24 protein-coding genes and 3 pseudogenes are annotated in these 22,507 nt (G+C 69.9%); 16 read left to right on the top strand and 11 right to left on the bottom strand.

All coding sequences use genetic code 11. From position 1 onward, the window contains the following. Positions 1 to 126: 126 nt before the first annotated feature. Both ACZ499_RS33390 and ACZ499_RS33385 read left to right on the top strand, forming a co-directional pair. Positions 127 to 696 carry a chloramphenicol phosphotransferase CPT family protein gene (locus tag ACZ499_RS33390; RefSeq protein ID WP_468680048.1) on the top strand — a complete coding sequence of 190 codons (570 nt, stop codon included), beginning with the start codon at positions 127 to 129 and terminating at the stop codon, positions 694 to 696. 340 nt (positions 697 to 1,036) lie between these two features. Next, on the top strand, positions 1,037 to 2,617 hold the full coding sequence (locus ACZ499_RS33385) for an alpha/beta hydrolase (RefSeq protein WP_468680047.1): 1,581 nt from the start codon (positions 1,037 to 1,039) through the stop codon (positions 2,615 to 2,617). Between the two features lie 69 nt (positions 2,618 to 2,686). On the opposite strand, the gene ACZ499_RS33380 is transcribed toward ACZ499_RS33385, so the two are convergent. Beyond that, on the bottom strand, positions 2,687 to 3,517 hold the full coding sequence (locus tag ACZ499_RS33380) for an alpha/beta fold hydrolase (protein ID WP_468680045.1): 831 nt from the start codon (positions 3,515 to 3,517) through the stop codon (positions 2,687 to 2,689). 174 nt (positions 3,518 to 3,691) lie between these two features. On the opposite strand from ACZ499_RS33380, the gene ACZ499_RS33375 reads away from it, so the two are divergent. Next, on the top strand, positions 3,692 to 4,573 hold the full coding sequence (locus tag ACZ499_RS33375) for a LysR family transcriptional regulator (protein WP_468680043.1): 882 nt from the start codon (positions 3,692 to 3,694) through the stop codon (positions 4,571 to 4,573). Positions 4,574 to 4,601: 28 nt separating this feature from the next. Here the strand turns inward: ACZ499_RS33375 and ACZ499_RS33370 are convergent, their stop codons facing one another. Further along, on the bottom strand, positions 4,602 to 5,135 hold the full coding sequence (locus ACZ499_RS33370) for a putative immunity protein (protein WP_468680041.1): 534 nt from the start codon (positions 5,133 to 5,135) through the stop codon (positions 4,602 to 4,604). A gap of 448 nt (positions 5,136 to 5,583) precedes the next feature. On the opposite strand from ACZ499_RS33370, the gene ACZ499_RS33365 reads away from it, so the two are divergent. Together ACZ499_RS33365 and ACZ499_RS33360 are read left to right on the top strand one after the other, a co-directional pair. Continuing rightward, positions 5,584 to 6,321, top strand: a complete 738-nt coding sequence (locus ACZ499_RS33365; RefSeq protein ID WP_468680040.1) for an SDR family oxidoreductase — start codon at positions 5,584 to 5,586, stop codon at positions 6,319 to 6,321. Between the two features lie 475 nt (positions 6,322 to 6,796). Beyond that, positions 6,797 to 7,114 carry a hypothetical protein gene (locus ACZ499_RS33360; RefSeq protein WP_468402050.1) on the top strand — a complete coding sequence of 106 codons (318 nt, stop codon included), beginning with the start codon at positions 6,797 to 6,799 and terminating at the stop codon, positions 7,112 to 7,114. 98 nt (positions 7,115 to 7,212) lie between these two features. Here the strand turns inward: ACZ499_RS33360 and ACZ499_RS33355 are convergent, their stop codons facing one another. Beyond that, positions 7,213 to 7,653 carry a hypothetical protein gene (locus ACZ499_RS33355; protein ID WP_468680038.1) on the bottom strand — a complete coding sequence of 147 codons (441 nt, stop codon included), beginning with the start codon at positions 7,651 to 7,653 and terminating at the stop codon, positions 7,213 to 7,215. Between the two features lie 54 nt (positions 7,654 to 7,707). Between ACZ499_RS33355 and ACZ499_RS33350 the strand changes: the two are divergent. After that, a pseudogene (locus ACZ499_RS33350) lies at positions 7,708 to 7,779 on the top strand (hypothetical protein); the annotation flags it as partial. Here ACZ499_RS33350 and ACZ499_RS33345 read toward each other — a convergent pair. Next, positions 7,766 to 8,797: a medium chain dehydrogenase/reductase family protein gene (locus tag ACZ499_RS33345; protein ID WP_468680037.1), complete on the bottom strand. Its 1,032-nt coding sequence runs from the start codon at positions 8,795 to 8,797 to the stop codon at positions 7,766 to 7,768. The pseudogene ACZ499_RS33350 and the gene ACZ499_RS33345 sit on opposite strands and share 14 nt — an antisense overlap. Before the next feature lie 142 nt (positions 8,798 to 8,939). Here ACZ499_RS33345 and ACZ499_RS33340 point away from each other — a divergent pair, with 142 nt between their 5' ends. Together ACZ499_RS33340 and ACZ499_RS33335 are read left to right on the top strand one after the other, a co-directional pair. Next, positions 8,940 to 9,590: a TetR/AcrR family transcriptional regulator gene (locus ACZ499_RS33340; protein WP_468402047.1), complete on the top strand. Its 651-nt coding sequence runs from the start codon at positions 8,940 to 8,942 to the stop codon at positions 9,588 to 9,590. A 79-nt stretch (positions 9,591 to 9,669) separates the two neighbouring features. Then, positions 9,670 to 10,002: pseudogene (locus ACZ499_RS33335) on the top strand (helix-turn-helix domain-containing protein); the annotation flags it as partial. A 30-nt stretch (positions 10,003 to 10,032) separates the two neighbouring features. Here the strand turns inward: ACZ499_RS33335 and ACZ499_RS33330 are convergent. Beyond that, entirely contained in the window at positions 10,033 to 11,016 is a 984-nt protein-coding gene (locus ACZ499_RS33330) for a LuxR family transcriptional regulator (RefSeq protein ID WP_468680034.1), read from the bottom strand. Between the two features lie 141 nt (positions 11,017 to 11,157). On the opposite strand from ACZ499_RS33330, the gene ACZ499_RS33325 reads away from it, so the two are divergent. Continuing rightward, a complete protein-coding gene (locus tag ACZ499_RS33325) occupies positions 11,158 to 12,570 on the top strand; it encodes an aminopeptidase P family protein (RefSeq protein ID WP_468680032.1) in 1,413 nt (470 codons plus the stop codon). 105 nt (positions 12,571 to 12,675) lie between these two features. On the opposite strand, the gene ACZ499_RS33320 is transcribed toward ACZ499_RS33325, so the two are convergent. The 3 genes from ACZ499_RS33320 to ACZ499_RS33310 form a co-directional block, all read right to left on the bottom strand. Next, the gene (locus ACZ499_RS33320) at positions 12,676 to 13,137 is read right to left on the bottom strand and encodes a lamin tail domain-containing protein (RefSeq protein ID WP_468680030.1); all 462 of its coding nucleotides are present in this window, start codon (positions 13,135 to 13,137) and stop codon (positions 12,676 to 12,678) included. A gap of 520 nt (positions 13,138 to 13,657) precedes the next feature. Beyond that, positions 13,658 to 14,245: an RNA 2',3'-cyclic phosphodiesterase gene (gene thpR / locus ACZ499_RS33315; RefSeq protein ID WP_468680029.1), complete on the bottom strand. Its 588-nt coding sequence runs from the start codon at positions 14,243 to 14,245 to the stop codon at positions 13,658 to 13,660. 159 nt (positions 14,246 to 14,404) lie between these two features. Further along, positions 14,405 to 15,253 (bottom strand): aldo/keto reductase, encoded by an 849-nt coding sequence (locus ACZ499_RS33310; RefSeq protein ID WP_468680027.1) that lies wholly within the window; start codon positions 15,251 to 15,253, stop codon positions 14,405 to 14,407. 573 nt (positions 15,254 to 15,826) lie between these two features. Here ACZ499_RS33310 and ACZ499_RS33305 point away from each other — a divergent pair. The 5 genes and pseudogenes from ACZ499_RS33305 to ACZ499_RS33285 all read left to right on the top strand — a co-directional run bounded on the left by ACZ499_RS33305 (position 15,827) and on the right by ACZ499_RS33285 (position 19,331). Then, positions 15,827 to 16,258 (top strand): hypothetical protein, encoded by a 432-nt coding sequence (locus tag ACZ499_RS33305; protein WP_468680025.1) that lies wholly within the window; start codon positions 15,827 to 15,829, stop codon positions 16,256 to 16,258. A gap of 85 nt (positions 16,259 to 16,343) precedes the next feature. Continuing rightward, positions 16,344 to 16,508, top strand: a pseudogene (locus ACZ499_RS33300) (hypoxanthine oxidase); the annotation flags it as partial. A gap of 198 nt (positions 16,509 to 16,706) precedes the next feature. Beyond that, a complete protein-coding gene (locus tag ACZ499_RS33295) occupies positions 16,707 to 17,690 on the top strand; it encodes a DMT family transporter (RefSeq protein WP_468680023.1) in 984 nt (327 codons plus the stop codon). 393 nt (positions 17,691 to 18,083) lie between these two features. Next, positions 18,084 to 18,554, top strand: coding sequence for a universal stress protein (locus ACZ499_RS33290; RefSeq protein ID WP_468680021.1), 471 nt, complete (start codon positions 18,084 to 18,086; stop codon positions 18,552 to 18,554). Between the two features lie 135 nt (positions 18,555 to 18,689). Beyond that, positions 18,690 to 19,331, top strand: coding sequence for an endonuclease (locus ACZ499_RS33285; RefSeq protein WP_468680019.1), 642 nt, complete (start codon positions 18,690 to 18,692; stop codon positions 19,329 to 19,331). 71 nt (positions 19,332 to 19,402) lie between these two features. Here ACZ499_RS33285 and ACZ499_RS33280 read toward each other — a convergent pair whose 3' ends face one another. Beyond that, on the bottom strand, positions 19,403 to 19,693 hold the full coding sequence (locus ACZ499_RS33280; RefSeq protein WP_468680017.1) for a winged helix-turn-helix transcriptional regulator: 291 nt from the start codon (positions 19,691 to 19,693) through the stop codon (positions 19,403 to 19,405). A 238-nt stretch (positions 19,694 to 19,931) separates the two neighbouring features. Here ACZ499_RS33280 and ACZ499_RS33275 point away from each other — a divergent pair, with 238 nt between their 5' ends. Next, positions 19,932 to 20,438 (top strand): carboxymuconolactone decarboxylase family protein, encoded by a 507-nt coding sequence (locus ACZ499_RS33275; protein ID WP_468680015.1) that lies wholly within the window; start codon positions 19,932 to 19,934, stop codon positions 20,436 to 20,438. A gap of 67 nt (positions 20,439 to 20,505) precedes the next feature. Here ACZ499_RS33275 and ACZ499_RS33270 read toward each other — a convergent pair whose 3' ends face one another. Beyond that, positions 20,506 to 20,871, bottom strand: coding sequence for a nuclear transport factor 2 family protein (locus ACZ499_RS33270; RefSeq protein ID WP_468680013.1), 366 nt, complete (start codon positions 20,869 to 20,871; stop codon positions 20,506 to 20,508). 61 nt (positions 20,872 to 20,932) lie between these two features. Continuing rightward, positions 20,933 to 21,139 (bottom strand): hypothetical protein, encoded by a 207-nt coding sequence (locus ACZ499_RS33265; protein ID WP_468680011.1) that lies wholly within the window; start codon positions 21,137 to 21,139, stop codon positions 20,933 to 20,935. A 483-nt stretch (positions 21,140 to 21,622) separates the two neighbouring features. Here ACZ499_RS33265 and ACZ499_RS33260 point away from each other — a divergent pair, with 483 nt between their 5' ends. Further along, on the top strand, positions 21,623 to 22,474 hold the full coding sequence (locus ACZ499_RS33260; RefSeq protein WP_468680009.1) for a hypothetical protein: 852 nt from the start codon (positions 21,623 to 21,625) through the stop codon (positions 22,472 to 22,474). The last annotated feature ends 33 nt before the right edge of the window (positions 22,475 to 22,507 follow it).

The following is a 22,507-nucleotide window of genomic DNA, read 5'->3' as shown; positions in this document are numbered from 1 at the left end:
GGGGGAAGACGTCCCGCTGTCTGCGGCCATGGACTTGGCTTCCGTGACGGACTCTCCCACGGAGAGTGCCAGGCACAAAGGTGCCGTGGGCGCGGCGCCAACGCGGCACCGTGTCATCATGCCGATATGACACGCGGCCGGATCATCTTCCTCAACGGCACCTCCAGTTCAGGGAAGACGAGCATCGCCCGGGACCTTCTGGACATCCTGGATGACGGCGTCTTCTTCCACCTGGCGGTGGACGGCTTCAACGCGATGCGCAGCAAGCGGGAGCTCGGGACCAAGGAGTTGGACGCCGCGCTGCGGCGGACCAGGATGGGTTTCCACCGCTCGGCTGCGGCGATGGCCGCGGTGGGCAACGACATTGTTGTCGACCATGTCCTGAGCGAACCGTGGCGGCTGCTCGACTGCCTGACGGTTCTGCCACCCGAGAACGTGCTGTTCGTCGGCGTCCACTGCCCGATGGACGAACTGATGCGCCGTGAGCAGGCCCGAGGTGACCGCCCGGCGGGCCTCGCAGCGCACCAGTACGACGTGGTTCACGGTCACGGGGACTATGACCTGGAGTGCGACACCAGCACGGCGAGCCCACGCGAATGCGCTCGGCGGATCAAGGAGTTTCTCCCGTACCGCCCCACTCCCACCGCCTTCACCCGCCTCCGCGCACGCTACCTGACGGAAGGAAGGACAGACTGACGCCACGCCTCGGTCTCGGGCGACAGTACGTCGCCGATGTGGATTCCGGCTGATTGTTCTCGCGGAGTGTGGCTTTGACGGGCCATTGGTAGGGGTGCCCCCCATCGATGCTCGGGGGACAGCCGTAGTGAATGGGACGGCCGTTCCGCTTAGCGTCTGACGGTGTGAGACATATACGGAACAGGGTGAAGAGACACCCCTTTGGTGGAAGTCAACCAGCCGCGTCCGTAGGGCCGTTGGCCGAAAGCTCAGCCGTTGTGGCGCTCGCCTTGGCCACGGCGAGCGCGGCGCACACCGCCTGCACTCCCGACCGCAACCCCCCGCATCCCGAGGAGACTTCGTGATCACCCCCAGCCCCGCCCTGCGCCGCACTTCGGCCGTGGGCCTCGCTCTCGCCGCCTGCCTCGGCGCGGTACCCACCGTAACGGCCACGGCGGCGGTGCCCACCGCGTCGAAGTCCGGAGCCTCGCTCGACCGTTACTACGATCAGCGCCTGGGCTGGGGCAGCTGTGCCAAGGGGCCGGGCGACAGTATGGGCCGCGATCTCGACAAGGCCGGGGTGCAGTGCGCGGACGTCACCGTGCCGCTCGACTACGCCGACCCCCGGGGTCGTACGATCACCGTGGCGATATCCCGGCTCAAGGCCACTGACACCCGCCACCGCATCGGGTCGATCCTGCTGAACAACGGTGGTCCTGGTGGGAAGGCGCTTGAGTCCCCGCCGGAATTCCATGCGTGGATGAAGAGGACCGGCCCGCGGTACGACATAGTCGGCTTCGACCCGCGCTTCGTCGGCCGTAGTACCCCGCTGGACTGCGGTTGGTCCGTCGGCACCAACATCTTCTCGGCCGGTCTCAGCCGGGCGGGTTTCGAGCGCCAGGTCGCCCTGCAGAAGGATCTGGCCGCCAAGTGCCGTGCCACCAACGCCTCCGTGCTGCCGCACGTCACCACCCGTAACACGGCCCGGGACATGGACGTCATCCGTGGAGCGCTCGGCGAGAAGAAGATCTCCTACTTCGGTTACTCGTACGGCACTTACCTGGGCACGGTCTACACCCAGATGTTCCCCGGCCGCACCGACCGCATGGTCCTGGACGGTGCCGTCGACCCCCGCAAGTTCGGCCCCCGGCTGCTCCAGGCGGCCGTCGGCGAGAACGAGCAGGCGCTCGCCGACTGGGCCGCGTGGGTTGCCGCCCGCAACGGCACGTACGGCCTCGGCCGCACCCGCGCACAGGTCCTGGCCACCATCGACCACATCATCAAGACCTCCGCGCGCGGCCCGCTGACCGTCGGCACGGCGCCCGAGACCTTCCAACTCGACGACACCCAGGTCCCGTTCATCCTGCTCGCCGGGGTCGACAGTGACACCGACACGTCCCGGGCGACCCTCGCCGAACAGGTGTCCGTGCTGAACAAGGCCGCGGCCGGGCAGCCGACCCGCCTGTCGCCGATCTTCGCCGCGACCCTGCGGCTCGCGATGACCGGCGAGCAGTCACACCACGGCAGTGTGCAGTCCGCGGTCATCTGCGGGGACAAGGCGGCCCCGCGCGACCCCGAGGTCTACTGGCGGGACATCGAGCGCAGCCGTGCCGCGTACCCGCGCTTCGGCGCGCTGGTCAACAACATCGGCCCGTGCGCCTTCTGGGACCGGCCCCGCGAGGAGCCCACTCAGGTGAAGCGCGACGCCAAGGTGCTGATCGTGTCCGCCACCGGCGACCCGCGCACCGCGCACAAGGGTGCCGTCGCCCTGCACGGCCTGCTGCCGAGCTCCAAGCTGATCACCCTCAAGGGCGCCAACCGGCACGCGATCTACGGCCTCTATGAGAACGCCTGCGTCGACAACAGCGTCAACCAGTACCTGGCCACGGGCAAGCTGCCCGCCAACGACCAGACCTGCTCCAAGCAGGCCGGCCAGCCCTAGGGCGTGTTTCGAAAGTAGCGTCGTCCGCCCGAAGGGCGGGCCGGGCAGACGGGACTTTCGAAACACGCCCTAGACGGCAGGGCTGATGGAGGGGCTGCCCGTCGCCGGCCTCGGGAACGCGTCGGCCGTGATGCGCTCCAGTGCCGCGCGGATGAGCGCGTTGACGGCGGCGGGCTGCTCCTGGTGGGCCATGTGCCCGGCCTGTTCGATCACGTGGAAGGTGCCGTACGGGGTCAGCGCGGCGAGCGTACGGGACACCTCAAGCGGTATCTCGGAGTCGTACCGACCGTGCAGGTAGGCCACCGGGACGGCGATCCCGGTCAGTGCCTCGCGCGGGTCGTGGGACATGGCCTCGGTGAACAACTCGTCGATGAAGCGCCCCGATTCGAGGATCTGGCGCACCGTCTGCCGTACGGGCTCCACCGGTGCCGTAGGACCGAACCACTTCGGGACCCAGTTGGCCACGGTTGCCGCACGGTCGACGGCGAGGGAGGAGATCAGGGAGCGCAGGGCACTCGCCATGCCCTGGCTCGGCCAGTGGCCGGGTCCGCTGACCGACACCACACCGGCGACGTGCTCCGGTGCGCGAAGAGCCGTTTCGAGGGCGAAGGTGGCCCCGAGCGAACTGCCCACCAGCAACGGCCGTTCCAGGTCGAGGTGTTCGATGAGGGCGAGTATGTCTTCTACGTTGGTCCGTGTGGTGTTGCCGGTGGACGGATGCTCCGAGCGTCCGCATCCCCGCCAGTCCACGGTGATCACGCGGTGGTCGGCGGCCAGGTCGGCGACTTGGGCGTCCCAGGCCCGGCCGCTGGTGCCCCAGCCGTGCAGGAACAGCACCGGGGCACCCGCTCCGGTGTCCGTGTGAAAGAGCTTGACCCCGTTGACGGTCGCGTACGGCATGAGCGGCTTTCCTCTCTGACGCTCTGACTCTCTGACTCGCCACGCGGGAAACGCGGCGTTGTGCGGGCAACTTCACTGAGCCACTTCACCGCCTTACCGAGCGACGACCAAGGTCCGGTTCGCTCGTACACTCATCAAGGATCGTGATGAATTCGGGGTGGCCGGAGGTAGGTAGTGGAACTGCGTCAGTTGCGGTACTTCGTGGCCGTTGCCGAGGAACTGCACTTCGGCCGGGCCGCGGAGCGCCTGCACATCGTCCAGCCCACCGTCAGCCAGCAGGTCCGGCGCCTGGAGCGCGAACTCCAACAGGACCTGTTCGACCGCACCACACGCCAGGTCGCCCTCACCGCCGCGGGCGCCGCGTTCCTGCCTCACGCCCGGGCCGTCCTGGCAGCCGAGCGCGCGGGCCTCGATGCCATGGCCGACCACCGCGCCGAACAGAACGCCGTGCTGCGCATCGGCACCAGTGTCGGCCTCGGGACCCGCCTCGAACACGTCCTGGCTTCGCTGGCGGCGAGTGCCCCTGACATCACCGTCGAACTGACGAGTTCCCCGACGGCCAGCCGCCTGCAAGCCGTACGGGACGGTGAGCTGGACGCGGCCTTCGTACGCGGGGCGAGTCGCAGCCAAGGGCTGGACCTCATCCCGGTCTGGAAGGATCCCCTGGTCGTGGCCCTTCCCGCAGCCCACCCCCTGGCCACCGGCACTGCCGTCCACGTGGCCGACCTCGCCGCTCTGCCCCTGCGGATCGTCCCTCGCGAGAACAACCCCCATCTGGTGGACCTGGTGGTCGCGGCGTGCAACGGCGCCGGGTTCGAGCCAGTCGTCGGCCCCGCCTTCACCACCGACCAGGACACCCTTGCCGCGATCGCCACCGGCGCCGCCAGCTGGACGGTCTTCTACGCCGCCCAGGCCGCCCGCCTCCCCGCCGGGCGCACTGTCTTCCGGCCCTTCGCGCCTCCCGTCCCGATGGCCGAGACCTTTCTCGCCGTCCATCCCGCCACTCCCGCGCGCCGCCTCACTCCTCTCCTCGCCGCCTGCAACGCCCAGGAATAACGGCGCGGGCTGCCGAGTCTGATCGTCCTCAGGTACGGAGAGCGGCGTCGAGATCGCGGATGAACTCTCCGACGCGTCCGCCTCCGGGAGGTGCGACAGGCAGACGGCCGAGCACCGCGTTGACCGCCGGAGGCGCGTGATGGCGCGCCCAGTCGAGGGTTTCCGCAGGGACGCGCCCGTCCTCTGCGGCTGCCAGCTCTTCCGCGCGGGCCGCGTGTGCTGCCGCGCCGAGGATGTGTTTGACCTGATGAGCGCTTGCCTTGGGATGGAGGTAGGCAGCGGCGGCGGCATGGCTCGCCGCTCGTGCCGCGTCGGCCGCGGCGGGTGAAGGGGCTTGTTGTGCCGCTCTGTACACCGCCCATGCGCTCTGCCGAAGGGCGCCCGTGCGCCGACCGCCCCCGGCGAAGGCGTGTGCTGCGTCGATGGCGTCGCGAGGGCGCGTGTCCGCAGGAAGATGCTGCTCGAAGAGCGACAGCACTCTGCGGGCGCAGTCGGCCGCGTAGCCCGTGATCTCGCGCAGTTCGTGTTCGCTCAGCTCAATGTCCTCTGACTCGTTCGGCACGGTTCAATCCTGCCGCAGCCAGACTCCCCGGGACGATCCCATGCTGTGCGCTCCCACCCACTCCCCACTTTTTGGTGGAGCGCGTGCATCCGGTTCCAGTCGCTGTGATGCGCCTCGGCTTTCTGATCTCCGGGGGATCACGTGTCGACTCGCATGCTCACCGCGCTTGCCGTCGGCTCTCTCGTACTGGTCGCGGGATGTTCGGGCGGCGGCGGTGACGCCAAGAGCGGAGCGACGCCCAAGAAGCCCGACGGCGCGGAGTCGGCACCGGCTGCCTCGCAGCCCACGCACGGGTTCCTCGTCCGTGGGACGGCCACGGGCCCGTGCGTTGGCCAGCACCTGGCGTACACCGCGCTGCTCGCCCGTACGGGATCGGAATCCGCGCGCGGCGGCGCCTGTGCGCGTGGTAGACAGTCGCTGATCATCAGGCTTGATTCCAGGGGGAGTTATGAGCAGCAGTCAGGAAGTCATGAGCGGCGAGCACGGCGGACCGGTGACCCTCGTCACCGGCGGGGCGAGCGGGATCGGTGCGGCGACCGTGCGGCGGTTGGTCGGGGCCGGGCATCGGGTGGCCGTAACCGGCCGCGACCAGGGACGGCTCGACGGGTTCGCCGCCGAACTGGGCGCCGGGGAGGCCTTGTTGCCCATAGCCGCTGACACCACCGACTTCGCGGCGGTCCAAGGTGCCGTCGACACCACGGTCAAGGTCTTCGGGCGGCTCGACCACGTCGTCGCCAACGCGGGGTTCTCCACCCACGACAACCTCGCCGACGGCGACCCCGAGGAGTGGCGCGAGATGCTCCTCGTGAACGTCCTCGGCCCTGCTCTCCTTGTGAAGGCGGCGCTCCCGGAGCTCATGGCCAACGGGGGCCGGATCATCCTGGTGGGCAGTACCGCGGGCATCAAGAACACCCCCGGCAACATGTACTCGGTCAGCAAGACCGCCCTCACCTCCCTCGCCGAGAACACCCGCGTCCTGGTCACCGGTGCCGGAGTCGGCGTCACCCTGATCGCCCCCGGCCGGGTCGACACCCCGTTCTGGAGCAGCCACCCGCAGGGCGCCGCACCCACAGGTCCGGTGATGACTGCGGAGAACGTCGCCGACGCCATCACCTGGGCGCTCGGCCAGCCGGCCGGAGTGGATGTGAACACCGTGGTGGTCCGCCCCATCGGGCAGGTCCACTGACCCACGGGCGCACGCAGGGGCCCTTTGTATTGGTCGAGGTGGTCGGTGAGATGGCGATATGACGACCTGGTTCCGCATCTACTGCGAGGACGAGGATCTGTGGCGGTATTTCGAGGCCGATGGCCAGGGTTGGGCGGCACGTCAGGTTGAGATCCGGAGGAAGGATTCACGGCCGTTGGTGGCTGCCTCTTTGGCGGAGGTGCTGCACTTGCGTGATCATGCCGATCTGGCGGCGATGGGTCGCTACGAACGCCGGTACGGCGTTCTCGCCGAGGGTCCCATGGATGGCTGGCAGGGCCAGTCCCAGGCAGCCGAGATCTCCGCGGAGGAGTTCGAGCAGCTGTGGGCAAAAGCACGGCGGGCTCTCGGCGGGCGACCACCCGGGTGGGGGAGTGGGTTGGTTGGTATCCCCATTGCGGGGCATTCCAAGAGGATGCCCCCGACACCCGCGGGGGCCTGCACGTCAGGAGTTTCCATGACCGACTACGTCATCACCGTGCCGGGCACGTTCGTGCACGGCGTCACCGACGCCCAGCGTTCCGCGGTGGAGCGGAAGCTGCGTCCCCAGGACCCGGCGAACACCGACTTCGGGGAGAACGAGGAGTTGAGCCTGTTGACCGTCCAGGACGGCAACACGTTCTCCGTCCGGCTCGAAGTGGAGGCCGCCAGCCGCACCGAGGCCGAAGCGAACGCGGTGCGGCTGGTCTCCACTGCCCTGCGCGACAGCGGATTCACCGAGGAGGACGCCCCCTTGGGGCCTGCAGCGGTCACGGGGATCGACCGCGAATTCTGAACTGTGCCAGGGTGCTTCGCGTACGCGCGGCAGGCTGCCGCTCAGCCCTCGACGATACGACGATGAGGGACTCGGGGCGCGTCGAGGGCGGTCGAGCGTCAGCTCCCGGGGCAGAGCTGCGCGTGCACCGCCTCGTTGACCTTGGCCGCCTTGGCCAGGCCGAAGCCATCCGGGTGCGCGGGCGAGGTGAACCGCTTGTTCGCGAGGTCCACCTGCTTGGCGTGGTCCTTCGGGCTGCTCGCGATGGTGCTGCAATGATTGAGTCCACGGTCGACTGCCTTGTCGGGCTTGCCGTGCACGATGTCGGGGTCGATCGAGGTCAAGGCGACGATGTACCTCGCCTGAGTCGCGGCATCAGGCCGTCGCGGGATGCCCAACTTGGCCAGGCCGTCCGCTATTTGCTTGGATGCGGAGGCCTTCGGAATGACGACGGACGTCGATGCCTTGGGTGCTCTGGGTGCGTCGTCGTCGCTGCTGCACGCGGTCAGCCCTGCTGCTGTGACGAAGACGGTGCATAACGCGATGGCGGTACGGTTCACGGCTCTCCCAGTGTTGGCGCTGTGTGCACGGGAGTTGATCGCCGAACGGGCCCGATGGTTGTAGAAGCGGTAGGGAGAGTGCTTGGTCCGGGCGGAGGAGTCGTGGCGCGGTTCAGGGCGTCAGGACGACCTTGCCCGTGGCGGTGCCGGACTCCGCCAGGCGCAGCGCCTCGGCGGCCTGGGCGAGCGGGAGTTGCGCGGCGATACGGGCGCTGACGTCGCCCCGGGCCACGGCGGCGAACACCTCGGTGAGGTCGGCCCGGAGGCGGGCGCGGAACCGGTCCCTGCCGAGGGCGCGGCCGGCCCAGATGTTGTAGAAGTGGGCTCGGCGGCCGTTGGGCAGGGTGTTCCAGAGCCAGGTGCGGGCGAGGATCTTCAGTACGGGCCACTGCTTGGAGCCGGTGTCGTCGCGGGTGGAGGCGCTGCCGTAGGAGACGAGCGTGCCGCCGGGTGCGAGCAGGTGCCAGGAGTCGATCACGCTGCGCCCGCCGACGTGGTCGAAGACCGCGTCCACCCCGCCGGGCACCAGCTCCCGAACCCGGGAAGCCACGTTGCCCGCACGGTAGTCGACGGGGATCACGCCGACCTTTCGCAGGGCTTCGTGGTGCCGTGGAGACGCCGTGCCGATCACCTCGGCACCGGCCGCACGCGCCAGCTGGACCAGGACGGAGCCCACTCCGCCGCCCGCGCCGTGCACCAGGACGGTCTGCCCGGCGCGAACCCGCGCCCGGCGGTGCAGCATCTGCCAGGCCGTGATGCCGTTGACCACCACGGTTTCCGCCTCCGCAGCCGTGAGGCCGTCCGGGACGAGTACGGCGTCTTCGGCGTCGACGACGACGTGGCTGGCCCACCCGCCGACCTTCACCAGCGCGGCCACCCGCCGGCCGGCCAGTTCCGGGTCGACGCCCTCTCCGGTGGTCAGTACGCGGCCCACCAGGTCGTAGCCGGGCACGAACGGGAAGGGCGGCTGGTCGTAGTACCGCCCCCGGCGCATCTGCTGCTCGGCGAAGGAGACCCCGCTCGCCTCCATGGCGATCAGGATCTGGCCCCGGCCGGCCTCCGGTACGGCTCCGTGGCGGATCTTGAGGCCCTCCGGAGCCACGATCCCCGGCAGGACGACCTCGGTCAGGTGCTCGCTGGTCATGACGATCCCTCTCTGTAGATGCTCTGTGGAAGCTGTTGCGTTCGTTAGAAGTTATAACTGGCAGCTTCGGTGAGAGTCAAGAGGGAAAGTGATAGCCTCTAACTAGAGGTTGATGCTGTAGTCGTGGAGCCTGGAGGCGGACGTGGCAGAGTCGGACGCGAGGACCCCCCGGGAGCGCTACCGCGCTCAGGTACGGGAAGAGATCAAGAAGCACGCCTGGGAGCAGATTGCCCACGCCGGGGCCTCCGCCTTGTCCCTCAACGCCATCGCCAAGCAGATCGGCGTGAGCGGGCCCGCGCTCTACCGGTACTTCGCCAACCGCGACCAGCTGATCACCGAGCTCATCCGGGACGCCTATCGCAGCCTCGCCGACACCTTCCTGGCCCGCGCCGCGGCCGGCGCCGACCTCGCCGGACTGGCGCACACCCTGCGCCGGTGGGCCCTGGACGACCCTCACCGGTACTTCCTCGTCTACGGCACCCCCGTGCCCGGATACCAGGCCCCCGAAGACACCACCCGGATCGCCTCAGAGATCATGGCCGTCCTCCTCGATGCCTGCACCGTCGGCACACCGGAAGCATCCCCGGCGGCTCCCCTCGACGACCACCTCGCCGAGCACCGGTCCTGGGCGCGCGAACACCAGGCACCGGCGTCGGCTCTCACCCGCGCCCTCCTCTTCTGGACCCGCCTCCACGGCGTACTGTCCCTCGAACTCGCGGGCCACTTCAGGGGTATGGGATTCGACCCCGCGGAGCTCTACACCGCCGAAACGCGAGCCCTCACCACCTCTTGACGGTCAGGTTCGTCGGTGTCCCGCCGGCCGCCGCACCGCGTCCGGGCTCAGTCCTTCGCTCGCGCAGTCACCGCCCAGTCACTCGCTCGCGGTGCTGCTGCCCCGGGTGCTCGAACGGCTCGACCGGCCGCTGACGGTGGAGGACCTGGCACGCCGTGCGCGGATGAGCTCGCGCAACCTGGGCCGCCACTTCCACGCGGCGACCGGCACGACTCCGCTGCGGTGGCTGCTGACCCAGCGGATCCGCCGCGCCCAGGAGCTGCTGGAGAAGACCGACGACAGCGTCACCTCCGTCGCGACGGCGACCGGCATGGGCACCGTCACGACGCTGCGGCGGCACTTCAACCGCACGGTGGGCGTGCCTCCCGACGACTGCCGCCGTACCTTCCGCTTGCGTACGGGCTCCGCCTGAACCGTGCCGGGGCGTTCAGGCAGGACGGTGTCACAGCCACCCGTGGCGCTGTGCCTGCAGCGCGAGCTGGAAGCGGTTCGCCGCCCCCAGCTGGGCCATCAGGATCTGTAGGCGGCGGAACAGTGTGCGGCGGCTGAGTCCCAACTCGCGGGCGATGACGTCGTCGCTCGCGCCACCCGCGAGGAGCCACAGCAGACGGCGGTCGGCGGGTGGCACGCCGCCGGGGCGGGTGGTGCTGCCGTGGAACGGCAGGGCGTTCTGCCAGGACTGCTCGAACAGAGCGATGAGCGCGGAGAGCAGGCCGCAGGGCTGTACGACCAGCATGGTGTTGTGCACGTCGGCCTCTTTGATCGACAACGACACGAGCGCGTACGCCTCGTCGATGATCACGAGCTTGACCGGAACCGACGGCAGCACCCTGGCCTGTTCGCCGGCGTTGACGCACGGTTCGATGGCCTCCTTCAGATGGCCCGGGTACTCCAGCGACTCGCGCGAGTACACGACGCGCTGCGTCACCCCGCGGGCGAGCGTGGCCAGCGCGTCGTCCGTGGAGCCGGGCAGGGTGAGGTAGGGAGGCGACTCAAGCTGCCGGATCTGCTCGCGGGCGCTCGCCCAGGCCTGACGGATCCGGGGGCCGACGGCGTCGCCGGTGACGACCTCGACGAGGTTGTCGTTGTACGCGGCGAGCCGCTGACGCCGGAACGACTCGAACGCGCCCCCGACGGCGATGCGCGACTCCTCGACCTCGGCCGCCCGGTGCCGGGCCAGGATCTCCAGACCGGCGGCCGGCGGAACCGGGGCCACCACGTCCCCACCCTCCTCGGCGGCACTGGCCAGACCGGCGTCGACCAGCGCGCCGTACGCCGCGGCGAGCTCCGCACCCTCCAGACCAGCCGCGGCCGCGATCGCGCTCAGCGGCGCGGGGGCCAGCTCCAGCAGCGCCAGATAGACCCGGCCCGCCGCATGATCGATGCCCAGAAGCCGCAGGGCCTCGCCGAGTTTCGCGTTCGTCATACGCCGCATTATCAACGGCACCGGCCGGGGCCGTGGCCGATTCGTGCCAGTGGCACTCTTCGGCACCGAGTGTGCGTGGCGCGGAGTACCGTCCGCCGAGGAAACGCACCCAGCAGCCCCATTCAGAGGAAGGTGTACGCCGTGGCGAAAGGCCGGAAGAACGGTCTCTACTCAGGGATCTCCGAGGAACTGTCCGCGCTGATGCGGACGGGGTGGGCGGACACCGAGCGGCACGACCTGCGGCCCGACGAGCAGGCCCCGTACGCTGCCGCCCGCCGCGCCGCGCTCTCCGCTCGCTTCCCGGGCGAACGCCTCGTGATCCCCTCGGGAAACCTCAAGACCCGCTCCAACGACGACAGTTACCCCTTCCGGTCGTACACGGGCTACGTCCACATGACCGGAGACCAGGCCCGGGACGGCGCGCTCGTCCTCGAACCCCGAGCGGACGGCGGCCACGACGCCTACTGCTACCAGCTGCCGCGGGACAGCAGGGACGACAACGAGTTCTGGACCGGGGCCACGGCGGAGCTGTGGATGGGCCGGCGCCGCTCCCTCGCCGAGTCCGAGGTCGTGCTCGGACTGCCCTGCCGCGACGTCCGCACGGCGGCCGACGACCTCGCCGCCGCCTCCGGTGCGCCGACCCGGATCGTCCGAGGAATCGACCCGTCCCTTGAGGCCGCCGTCGCCACCGAGGAGGAGCGCGACGCCGAACTGGAGGAGGCGCTCAGCGACCTCCGCCTGGTCAAGGACGAGTGGGAGATAGCCGAGCTCCGCAAGGCCGTGGACTCCACCGTGCGTGGCTTCACCGACGTGATCGGTGAGCTCTCCCGGGCGATCGCGTCGTCCGAGCGGTGGATCGAGGGCACGTTCTTCCGCCGCGCACGCCTGGAGGGCAACGCCGTCGGCTACGGCACGATCTGCGCGGCGGGCGAGCACGCCACGATCATGCACTGGACGGACAACGACGGCCCGGTCCGCCCCGGGGACCTCCTCCTGCTCGACGCCGGCGTGGAGACGCACACCCTCTACACCGCCGACGTCACACGCACGCTCCCCATCAGCGGCACCTTCACGCCGCTGCAGCGCATGGTCTACGACGCGGTGTACGAGGCCCAGGAAGCCGGCATGGCCGCCGTCAAGCCGGGCGCCGCCTACCGCGACTTCCACGAGGCGTCCCAGCGCCATCTGGCGGCCCGCCTCGTGGAGTGGGGCTTCATCGAAGGCCCGGCGGAGCGCGCTTACGAGCTCGGCCTCCAGCGCCGCTTCACCATGGCGGGCACCGGTCACATGCTCGGTCTGGACGTCCACGACTGCGCACACGCCCGGAACGAGGAGTACGTCGACGGCGTCCTTGAGTCGGGCATGGTGCTCACCGTCGAGCCCGGCCTGTACTTCCAGCCGGACGACCTCACCGTGCCCGAGGAATGGCGCGGCATCGGTGTCCGTATCGAGGACGACCTGGTCGTCACCGCCGACGGCCACGAGAACCTGTCGGCGGGCCTGCCGCGCTCGGCGGACGAGGTCGAGGAGTGGATGGCCCGCCTCGCGGGCTGAGCCTCCGGCTCTGGAGAGCCGCAGGCCGGAGGCCGGCACCCCCTGGTTCAGGGGTGCCGGCCTCCTGGTTTCCGGCACTGTGGCGGCGGCGCCGGCCTGTGGTGGTCAGCGGCGGCCCCAGGACTTGGCGGCGACGACGTGCCGGTGGTTGTCGCGGAGGGTCGCGGTGTCGCCGGAGTTGTTCCACACGTAGTTGCGGAGGTCCTGGTAGACATCGCGGCCGGTGTCGCGACCGATGCCGGTGTGGACCCTCACGGACTGGTGTCCGGCCAGGCGCAGGCTGTGGAACGCATAGGTGTGACGGGACCGGTCGGTCAGGGTCCACCCCTTCAGGTTCACCGTGCCGCGGCCGGTGTTGGTGACGGTGACCCATTCGGCGTTGAGGGAGCGCTGCGAGTGGTCGTCGCGTCCGGGGCTGTCGTACTGGATCGCCCCCAGCACGATCGGCGAACGCGGCACCGGCTTGGCGGCGGCCGTGGCGGCGTTGACGGGGACGACTGCGGCGCCGGCGAGGCCGGCGGTGGCGAGAGCGAGCGCGAGGACGCGGGCGATGGAACGAGAAGACATGTGAGCCCCCAGTTCACGGCACCGGCGACGAGCACGGGGGTGCCGGGATGTGCGGATGTGCTGCGTGCGTGTACTGCGTGTACGGCGCCGATTCGGCCGGACACCACACTCTGACCCCTGAATCCGGCCACTCGGGCAGGGAAGTTAAATGCTTGACCAGACTTAGAATGTGACACACCGTCAACCCATAGCGCGCACGCGCCCCGGCGTGAACCAAGCCCCTGCGAGCCCCTGGAGGTCACGGACCGCCGTGCTGCGATGGACGTCCTTGGGGGGAGGCCCAGCTCAGAGCGGTTATCTGCGTACGGTGTCGATGAATCCAGGGCCGGTCAGAGGAAGTCGGAATGGGGGATGACGTGGCGCTCGTAGCGTCCGAGCCGGGGAAGCGTCGGGAAGGCTCGTCGGGGTTCGGCGGGGTGCGGTCGGGAAGGGGCGGGAGCTGGTCCGGCTTGAAAGCGTCCTGGGTGGGGCGCGGGCCCTGGCCCCTGACCTGCTGAACCCGGGCCTTCTCAACCGTGCTTCAGGAAGGCTCCGCGCCGAAACGCCACGCTTCGATGTCGCGGTAGTGGATCGGTCCCGGTCCGCGGCCGACGTTGCTGGCGACCAAGTGCAGGTGTTCGGCCCGCCATGGCCGGCCGGTGAAGGCGGCGAGTTCGGCGGCGGCCTCCACCACGCTGGAGGAGTCGTCGCGGCGTGACCGGGCCAGCGTCAGATGGGGGCGCAGGGGCCGGTCCTCGAAGACGACACCGCACGCTCTGATCACATCGCGGACCTCTTTGGTGAGCAGGTGCAACCCTTCGAGGTTCCCCTCGATCCCGCTCCACAGCACCCGCTCGTCGAAGTGCCCGCCGCCGCGCAGTGCCAGTCGCAGGGGTGGGTTCACTGCCGCGAGGTCGGCGAGTGGCGGCTGGAGGAGCGGGACGGCTGCCACCGGGAGCTCGCCGAGGAACGCCAGGGTGATGTGCCAGTCCTCGATGCGGTTCCACCGCAGACGGGGGTACGCGGAGTAGGCGTGCCGCAGTTCTCGCGCCAGTTCTTCCTTCGCGTCGTCGGGCGGCGCGAGCGCTATGAACACGCGGACGGTCGAGGGCTGAATCTGTTCGTTCACGAAGGACTTCGTACACCATCGGCTGCGGGAACGGGGAGCAGGCTCCGCCGTTGCCGGGGCCGCCCGCTTGCGGCGGACCGCCGCGGCAGGTCGCGGACCGGCTGCGGTCGGCAGCCGGTCAGGCAGGCGCTGCTCGGGCCCCCACGGCCGCAGGGCAGATCAGCTGTCCAGGGTGCTGTTGCCGAGCCGGCTGACCATGACCGGGTCGCGGTGGTCGAAGAAGAGCGACTCTCCGGTGTCCAGGGCAGCGATAGCCGTCATCTGGTCGTCGGGGAGCTCGAGGTCGAAGACGTCGAGGTTCTCCGCCATGCGCTCGGCGCGGACCGACTTGGGAATCACCACGACGTTCCGCTGGACGAGCCAGCGGAGTACGACCTGTGCCACCGACTTGCAATGCGCGGTGGCGATCCGGACGAGTACCGGATGGGTGAACAGGTTGTTGCGTCCCTCCGCGAAGGGGCCCCACGACTCGATCTGGACCCCGCGCTCGCGCATCAGGTCCTGATCGGTGATGCGCTGGTGGAAGGGGTGGGTCTCGACCTGGTTGACCGCCGGTGTGACCTCGTTGTGGTCGATGAGGTCCACGAGCCGGTCGGAGTAGAAGTTGGAGACGCCGATGGCCCGGATGAGACCTTCGCGGTGCAGGCTCTCCATGGCTCGCCAGGAGCCGTACACGTCGCCGTAGGGCTGGTGGATCAGATACAGGTCGAGGTGGTCCAGGCCGAGCTTGCGCAGTGAGGCGTCGAAAGCGCGCCTGGCCTTGTCCTCGCCGGCGTCGGAGACCCACACCTTGGTCGTGACGAACAGGTCCTGACGCGGGATGCCGCTGCTCTTGATCGCACGGCCGACGGCCTCCTCGTTGCGGTAGGCGGCCGCGGTGTCGAGGGAGCGGTAGCCGGCGGCGAGGGCGTCGCTGACGGCCTGTTCGGTCTGCTCGGCCGGGATCTGATAGACGCCGAAGCCGAGGATCGGCATCTCGACGCCGTTGTTCAGGGTGACGGTCTGCATGCGGGATCCTTACGGGGAGGGGCGTCTGGGGCCGTGGGTTCGTGGGGCGGGTGTCAGCGCTCGGGCATCTGCCGGGCGCCTTCCGGGTGGTTTTTCCGGCGGCCGGAGGTAGGCCGGCCGCTGAGCTCGTCGATCTGCTCAAGGCCACCCGGCCTGACGTGCTGCATCCTTCGTCACCTCTCATCGTTCGTCACCCCGACCGGCCCTCGCGGCCTCGGCTGATACAGCGGTACCCGCCAGGCGGCAGCGCCTCTCGGCCAGTGCTCCATGTGGGCATCCCGCGATGGTGTCCAGCCTGCCCCCTCACGCCGGTGACAGACCGTGCGTGTCGCGGCCCAGACAGATGGCTTCCGCCCCCTGGCCCTGGTCAGGGGAGAACGTCGGCCCCGCCTACGGCTGCCACTACGAGCGGGCTTCGAAGTGACAACGGCGCGCGGAGACAGTGGGAGTCACGCTGTCCTGGGCTGCCCGGTGGCTGTCCCAAGTCGTCCCACCCTGTCCCAACCTGTTGTCGGCCAGGCAGCGCGCTTCCTAGTCTCCCGGGACGACTTCAACGGCACGAGGAGGAATTCCATGCGCAGATCACTCACGGCTCCCGGCGCACGCCGGGGCAAGGTCCGCATCGGTGCGGCCGGTGCGATCGCCGCCGCCGCACTCGCCACCACGTTCCTGGCGGCGCCCAGCGCGAGCGCGGCCGGCGCCAACTGGAGCGGCTGGTCGGGGAGCTGCTTCGGCTGGACGACCTGGGACGCCAACCATGTCACCGGCCATACCTGGGACCATTCGTACGACACGTGCAAGGTCACCATCTATCAGTGGGACAGCGCCCGCCCGAACCAGGGTTCTTCCAACTCCGGCTACGTGGCGGCCCCCGAGCAAGGAGCCAACACGGCCACCTACTGGCACGGCTTCGCCTCCTCGGGCGGACGGCTTGAGGACAACGTCTGCGTCGAGGACGTCTCCACGGGCGCCAGCCCGGCGTGCAGCGGCTGGGTCTACAACTAGCCGCCGCGACCGCTGAAGACCTCCGGGGGGCTGCCGGGTTCCGGCCCGGCAGCCCCCCGGAGCTTGCGTCCGTGGCCGGAGAGCCGCCCAGGCGCCGGGCGCCACGCTCTTCGAGAGCGTACGGCTCGACGAACGCGGCGAGGTGACCACGGCGGCCTCCCGGCGCTATCGCCTCCCGCCGTACGCCGACGTGCCGCGTACCGAGGTCCACTTCATGGAGGCGACCGACACGATAGGCCCGCTCGGAGCCAACTGGGTGGGCGGTCAGCACTGGGGTGCGGCGTGCGCAGCCTGCTACGGGCCGGCGCTCCGGATGTCTCGTCATCCGGCCCGCCCTGTCCGGCGATGAGCTGATCAGCTAAAAAGGGACCGGCCCGGATGCCGCTCGCAGGTGCTTCCGGGCCGTTTCGTTCCCGTCGGCAATGCCCAGCTCAGAGGTCGTACGCACATGCCCGCAGCCGCAGCCCCCTGGCTGTTCCTCGCCGTCTTCTCCGGCACCCTGATATCCCTCCAGGCCCGCATCACCGGCGAGCTCGCCGCCAGGCTCGGCGGCGACGGCTTCACGGCCGCGGTGATCTCGTTCGGCTCGGGGTTGGTGGTGTTGGCCCTCGGACTGCTCGTGCTGCGAAAGCCGCGCCGTGGGATCGGTCTGGTGCTGGCGGACGTACGCAGCGGGCGGCTCAAGTGGTGGCAGGTGCTCGGTGGCTTCGGGGGTGCGGCCTTTCTGCTCGCGCAGGGGCTGACCGTCGGGGAGCTCGGGGTCGCACTGTTCACCGTGGCGATCGTGGCGGGCCAGGTCGCCGGGGGACTGCTCTTCGACCGGATGGGGCTCGGGCCGGCCGGACCGCAGCGGCCGACGCGGCGCCGGGTCGTCGGCGCGGTGCTCGTGCTCGCGGCCGTGGGTCTGTCGACGGCGGACAAGCTGGACGGGGGATTCCCGTATCTGATGCTGGTGCTCCCGCTGGTGGCGGGCGTGTGCGTGAGTTGGCAGCAGGCGGTCAACGGGCATGTGAGGAACGCCTCCGGGTCCGCTTACACGGGGACGCTCTTCAATTTCGTCGCCGGTACCGGCGCGCTGAGCGTGATCTTCCTGGTGCATGCCGTGGCGACGGGGCTGCCTGCTCGTCTGCCGACCGAGCCGTACCTCTATCTCGGGGGGCTGGTCGGCATCTCCTTCATCACCATCGCGGTCGCCACGGTGCAGAAGCTCGGCGTCCTGGTGCTCGGACTGTGCACGATCAGCGGTCAGTTGGCGGGTTCCCTCGCCTTGGACCTGCTGCTGCCGCGCGGTGATACGCAGGTCACGGCGGCCACCGTCGCGGGCGTCGTGCTCGCCCTGGCTGCCATCGCGCTCGCGGCCCTCTCGGGTGCGCGGGCGGCCGGGCCGTCTCTTCGAGCGGTGCGACACGGGCCGCCGCGCCGGAGCGCGTGAAGGGCTGGAGCGCGTACGAAAAGGGCCTCGGCCACCACCCGTAACCCGGCCAGTGAGGCCGCCGCGCCCGGCTCTGAAGCCAACGCCCGAAGACCCTCGATAGCCGGGGGTGTGCTGCGGGTGAGGCGGTGTGGCGGCCCCCGCCCGCCCGGTCCGGTGCGTTGCCGCTGGTCACGCCGCAGCGTGTGTAGCACCCTGGAGGAGGGAAGGTCGCGCGAGTAGAAAGCAACACGAAGCGCCCCGGTTTTCCCCTTTCCCCCTGAGGTCGGGCCCCGCTCATGGCCGGACCGTGAGGGCGCGCCGGGACGGGTAAAGACGGAGGCCTTCGAGAAGGACGGCCGGCGGCTGCGTGAAGACGGCCTTGGGCGGCGGCCAGGGAGAAGGGAAGCGGCCATGGATACCAATATCGGCAATCCCCGTGTCGTGGTGGGTGTCGACGGCTCCGAGGCGTCTCATGAGGCGCTGCGCTGGGCGGTGCGGCACGCCCGGCTCATCGGGGCGACGGTGGACGCCGTGGCGGCCTACGACGTGCCCGGGGCGGCCGGGTGGTCCGCTCCGGCGGTGGACGCGGACCTCGATGAGGAACAGGCGAGAAAGGATCTTGCCGATGAAATTCACAACGTGCTCGTACAGGCCCAAGACGTGGCACTGACCAGCCACGTTGTGCGGGGCAACCCGGCAGAGGTGCTGATCGGTGCATCGGCCGACGCGGAGCTGCTGGTGGTGGGCAACCGCGGCAGGGGAGGGTTCGCCCGTCTCCTGCTCGGCTCGGTCAGCCTGCAGTGCGCCCAGCATGCGTCGTGCCCGGTGGTCATCATCCGCCAGGGCACTGCCGACGATGTTGGTGTCGCACCCAAGGCGTGAGGGCGCGGGCGCGCCGCGTGACCGGGTGCGGCTCCACCGCGCGCCTGTCGTGGCGTTTACGCGCGGGTCCGGAGTCATCCCGCAACCCGAGTCTGCGTGACCTGCCCGTTTTCGACTGCGGCCCCGAGGAGCACCATGGCACGGCGAGTCACGGCGAAGTACCTGTTGGAGGAGTGCGGGCGGACCCACGCCGAGGAGGCGGGCATCCGGCTGCGGAACACGCCGGCACCGCTGTACCAGCTGCTGACCCTCTGCGTACTGTTCTCGGTGCGCATCAAGGCCGACATCGCGGTGGCCGCGGCCCGCGAGCTGTTCGGGGCCGGGATGCGTACACCCCGGGCGATGGCCGCGTCGTCGTGGCAGGCGCGGGTGGACGCGCTCGGCCGTGCGCACTATCGCCGTTACGACGAGAGCACGGCCACCGCGCTGGGAGCCGGAGCCGAGCTCGTTCTCGACCGGTATGGCGGGGACCTGCGGCGGCTGCGCGAGGAGGCCGGCGGCGACCCGGACCGGGTGAGCGAGCTGTTGCAGGAGGTCCCTCGGATCGGCCCGGTGGGAGCCGGCATCTTCTGCCGGGAGGCGCAGGGCGTGTGGCCCGAGCTGCGCCCCGCGTTCGACAGCCGGGCCCGCCACGCTGCGGGCGAGCTCGGGCTTCCGAAGACACCTCAGGGGCTGGCGCGTCTCGTCGCAGCCGAGGACCTGCCGAAGCTGGCGGCCGCCCTGGTACGAGTCGAGCTCTCCAGCGGGGCCGCCGATGCCCTGCGAGAGACGAGCTGAGAGAGGCAACGTCCGCCGGGCACCCTGGGCCGGTCTTCAGCGGGCCGAGCGATCGCTTTGGGACCTCGCTTTCAGCCGTCGGGCGGTGTCCGGTCGAGTTCGGCGGCCCAGCGCTCGGACCAGCGGTGCAGGCCGCGAAGTTCATGGCAGGCGTCCTTGCCGAGAGGGGTCAGGCGGTAGCCGCCTTCGAGGTCGCGCTCGACGAGGCGGGTTTCCTGGAGTTCGGTGAGGCGTTGCTGAAGCACGCTGGACGACATGCCGTCGCACCGCTGTTGCAGCGGCCGGAATCCAAGAGCCTCGTCGCGAAGTTCCCACAGGATGCGCAAGGTCCAGCGTCGGCCGAACAGGTCGAGGGCCGCCATGAGGGGGCGCCCCGTGGAGGACCCGCGGACGGGACGCCGGGGTACTGGTGTGCCGGTCATCGAGCCTGCCCTTCTCTTCTGCTCTCTTGTGCCCGGGATGGCGCTTCGGTTTCAGAGACAGTATCTTCCCTCCAGGCGCTTCTAAAAGAGAAGCATTCGAGAGGGAGGCTCCATGACTGCCCGGATCTCACCTGTCACTGCCCCGTACTCCACTGACGTTGCGTCAGTGCTGCGCGGCATGATGCCCACCAGGGAGGAGCCGATCGCCCTCTTCCGGACCTACGCGCGCAATCCGCGACTGACGGAGGCGCTCCACGCCTGGGGCGCCTACCAGCTCAGCCGCCGACTCAGTCTCGGCCTGCGCGACCGGGAGATCGTCATCGACCGCACCTGCGCGCTGTGCGGGTGCGAGTACGAATGGGGCGTGCACGTTCAACGCTTCGCACCCCGCGCGGAGTTGAACACAGCGCAGATCCGTTCGCTCACACACGGAACCCGCACGGACGCATGCTGGGAAACCGAACGCGACCGGCTGCTCATCGAGACGGCCGACGCGCTGCACGCCCACCACGACATCGACGACGCGCTATGGGACCGACTGGCCGCCGAGTTCAGCCCCGGGCAACTCCTGGACCTCCTGATGCTGTGCGGCTGGTACCACGCCATCAGCTACACCGCCCGCGCCACCCGGCTCCCCCTGGAGCCCGGCACACCGCGGTTCTCCGACTTCTCGGGAGGTGTCTGACCCGCAGGGTGACGCGTACAACGCACGCCAACGGCACCTACCTCACCCTGTGGACTTACGCCTCCGATCAGCCGACCGGAGTGCCCTGGTGGAAGTACATGCGCCAGCCCTCTTCCGTCAGGCGCCACAAGGAGCTCCGCCATGCCCGGCGGCCTTGGTGGTGGGCGAAGTACGTCAGGTGCACGATGCCCGGGGCAAGGACGACGCCGGCCATCTCGCCGACGTTGACCGGAGACTCCGGGGACACCGTGCCGTCACCCGTCACCGTGAGGATCGACGCCACGTCCCACCGGCGTCCAGATGCCCCGATCTCGGTGAACTCCGGGTCAAGAAGCTCCAGGACACGGTCCGGGGAAGCGCGCACCTCAGGGTCGAGAAGCCGCAGCTCCCCCTCCATTGCCGCCTGCACGGCCTGCTCGGTCTCATCCGCCATGCAGGAACCCTACGGACACCGCATCCCGGGTCACAGCGAATAACCTCTTCGCGGTACTGCGTCAGCCCGACTGGGCGGCGACCACGGGCCCGGACGCGGACCACTCGCTGCGCCGCCCCGGGCTGCTGCTGAGCGCCGGCTGGGTGGGCATCACACTGCTCGGCGTGCTGGTGGCGGGCCGCTTCGGCCGCTGGACGCTGTTCTTGGCGTTCCTCGCGTTGCTGCCCGGCAACTTCGGCAGCGCCCACGGCCGGCTGGGCCACGCCATGGACGGCTCCGGGCCGCTGGTGGAGGAGATGGTCGTGATCGTCTGCTTCGGCGCGCCGGCCGCGTACTACGCGACCCTCGCCGTCCTGGAGCGGCGTGCTCCGCACACGGTCACGGGTGAGGTGCTGCGCATGGAGCCGCGCAGGCGTGAGAGTGCGCCAGCTTCTTGGCGCTGGATACGGGCGAGACGGACCGCACCATCGCCTGGGCCCTGCCGCCCGAGGCACCGGCCGTCGTGCCGGGCAGTGTGGTGCGCCTCGCGGTGTCACCGCGACGCGGGCGGTGCGCTCGGCGGAAGTGGTCGCCGGCTGACCCAGGGGTCGCTTCGACTCCGGGGTGGAATGAACCCGGAGCGGTGGTATCCGGGGGCGTGTAACGGGTATCGGCGCGCCGGTGACGTGCGCCCCGAGTACGCCAAGTGGTGCCTCACGATCCCGTCGATCCCGGCGCCGCCCTTGGTGACGGGCTGTCAACATCTATGGCCATGGCGCCACTTGAGAGACAGTCAGCGTTCACTCCCGACACCTGCGGCAGCGGCATCGGAGGCATCGACTGGAGCGCGATAGCCTCCGCGGGGGCGATGAGCGCCTTCTGCGGAATCATGGCCGGCTTCGTCCTCGCCGGCATCATCGTGGTCATCGGCGAGAAGAACCCGCCCGGCGGTGACGGTCACGCCTCGCGCGGGCTGAGGCTTCTGCTGCCCTGCTTCATCGGCCTTGCCACCGCGTCCTACCTGTACGCCCTCACCTCCGGGGAGTTGGTCTGCAGCCGGGCCATCACTGAACAGCTGTTCGCCGGGGCCATCCTCGCCGGAGACGCCGTCGTCGTGATCGTCGCGCTCGCCTGGCTGCTGCCCGCGTACGGCCGCGACAACAACGACATGACCAGTTTCTTCCGCGGGCTGATCCAGTTCGCGGCGCAGTTCTCCACGCTGATGCTCATCGTTTCCGCGTCCGGATTCAACAACTCCGTCCTCCACCACCGCGCCGCCGGATGGACCGAGGCCATGGTCTGGGGCAGTGGTGGCCTTCTGTCAGCGGCGGTCTTCTTCTTCTGGTGGAAGCCGCTGCCTGCCGCGCCCTCCCCACGCCCCCGGCATCAGACGGAGACCCTGTGGCGGGACGACGTCCTCCTCAACCGCCGGGTCCGCATCGCGTCCTGGGCCACTCTGTACATCGGCGGCGCCCTGGCGGTCGCGAGCGGAGTCGCCGTCGGTATCGCGTACGACCACTGGACCTCGCTGTCCCCATGGCTGGTGGACACCCTCGGCGAGGCCGGACTCCTGCTTCCCGGAGGCGTGATCGTCGCCGCGGTCTGGGCCGTCCCGCGGAGCTGAGAACCAAGCGGCGCCGGAGGGACCAGGAGTCCC

Source organism: Streptomyces sp. NPDC031265 (assembly GCF_055570295.1).
Note: the sequence above shows the minus strand (reverse complement) of the source record. Positions and strands in the feature narration are given on the sequence as shown.

Bases quoted from the DNA above. Each gene is read 5' to 3' on its own strand.
- ACZ499_RS33310 (WP_468680027.1), bottom strand. From the start codon at position 15,253: ATGCAGACCGTCACCCTGAACAACGGCGTCGAGATGCCGATCCTCGGC.
- ACZ499_RS33330 (WP_468680034.1), bottom strand. From the start codon at position 11,016: ATGACGAACGCGAAACTCGGCGAGGCCCTGCGGCTTCTGGGCATCGAT.
- ACZ499_RS33260 (WP_468680009.1), top strand. From the start codon at position 21,623: ATGGCGCCACTTGAGAGACAGTCAGCGTTCACTCCCGACACCTGCGGC.
- ACZ499_RS33290 (WP_468680021.1), top strand. From the start codon at position 18,084: ATGGATACCAATATCGGCAATCCCCGTGTCGTGGTGGGTGTCGACGGC.
- ACZ499_RS33365 (WP_468680040.1), top strand. From the start codon at position 5,584: ATGAGCAGCAGTCAGGAAGTCATGAGCGGCGAGCACGGCGGACCGGTG.
- ACZ499_RS33270 (WP_468680013.1), bottom strand. From the start codon at position 20,871: ATGGCGGATGAGACCGAGCAGGCCGTGCAGGCGGCAATGGAGGGGGAG.
- ACZ499_RS33285 (WP_468680019.1), top strand. From the start codon at position 18,690: ATGGCACGGCGAGTCACGGCGAAGTACCTGTTGGAGGAGTGCGGGCGG.
- ACZ499_RS33390 (WP_468680048.1), top strand. From the start codon at position 127: ATGACACGCGGCCGGATCATCTTCCTCAACGGCACCTCCAGTTCAGGG.
- ACZ499_RS33380 (WP_468680045.1), bottom strand. From the start codon at position 3,517: ATGCCGTACGCGACCGTCAACGGGGTCAAGCTCTTTCACACGGACACC.
- ACZ499_RS33295 (WP_468680023.1), top strand. From the start codon at position 16,707: ATGCCCGCAGCCGCAGCCCCCTGGCTGTTCCTCGCCGTCTTCTCCGGC.
- ACZ499_RS33275 (WP_468680015.1), top strand. From the start codon at position 19,932: ATGATGCCCACCAGGGAGGAGCCGATCGCCCTCTTCCGGACCTACGCG.
- ACZ499_RS33305 (WP_468680025.1), top strand. From the start codon at position 15,827: ATGCGCAGATCACTCACGGCTCCCGGCGCACGCCGGGGCAAGGTCCGC.
- ACZ499_RS33320 (WP_468680030.1), bottom strand. From the start codon at position 13,137: ATGTCTTCTCGTTCCATCGCCCGCGTCCTCGCGCTCGCTCTCGCCACC.
- ACZ499_RS33345 (WP_468680037.1), bottom strand. From the start codon at position 8,797: ATGACCAGCGAGCACCTGACCGAGGTCGTCCTGCCGGGGATCGTGGCT.
- ACZ499_RS33280 (WP_468680017.1), bottom strand. From the start codon at position 19,693: ATGGCGGCCCTCGACCTGTTCGGCCGACGCTGGACCTTGCGCATCCTG.
- ACZ499_RS33360 (WP_468402050.1), top strand. From the start codon at position 6,797: ATGACCGACTACGTCATCACCGTGCCGGGCACGTTCGTGCACGGCGTC.
- ACZ499_RS33265 (WP_468680011.1), bottom strand. From the start codon at position 21,139: ATGGCGTGGCCCAGCCGGCCGTGGGCGCTGCCGAAGTTGCCGGGCAGC.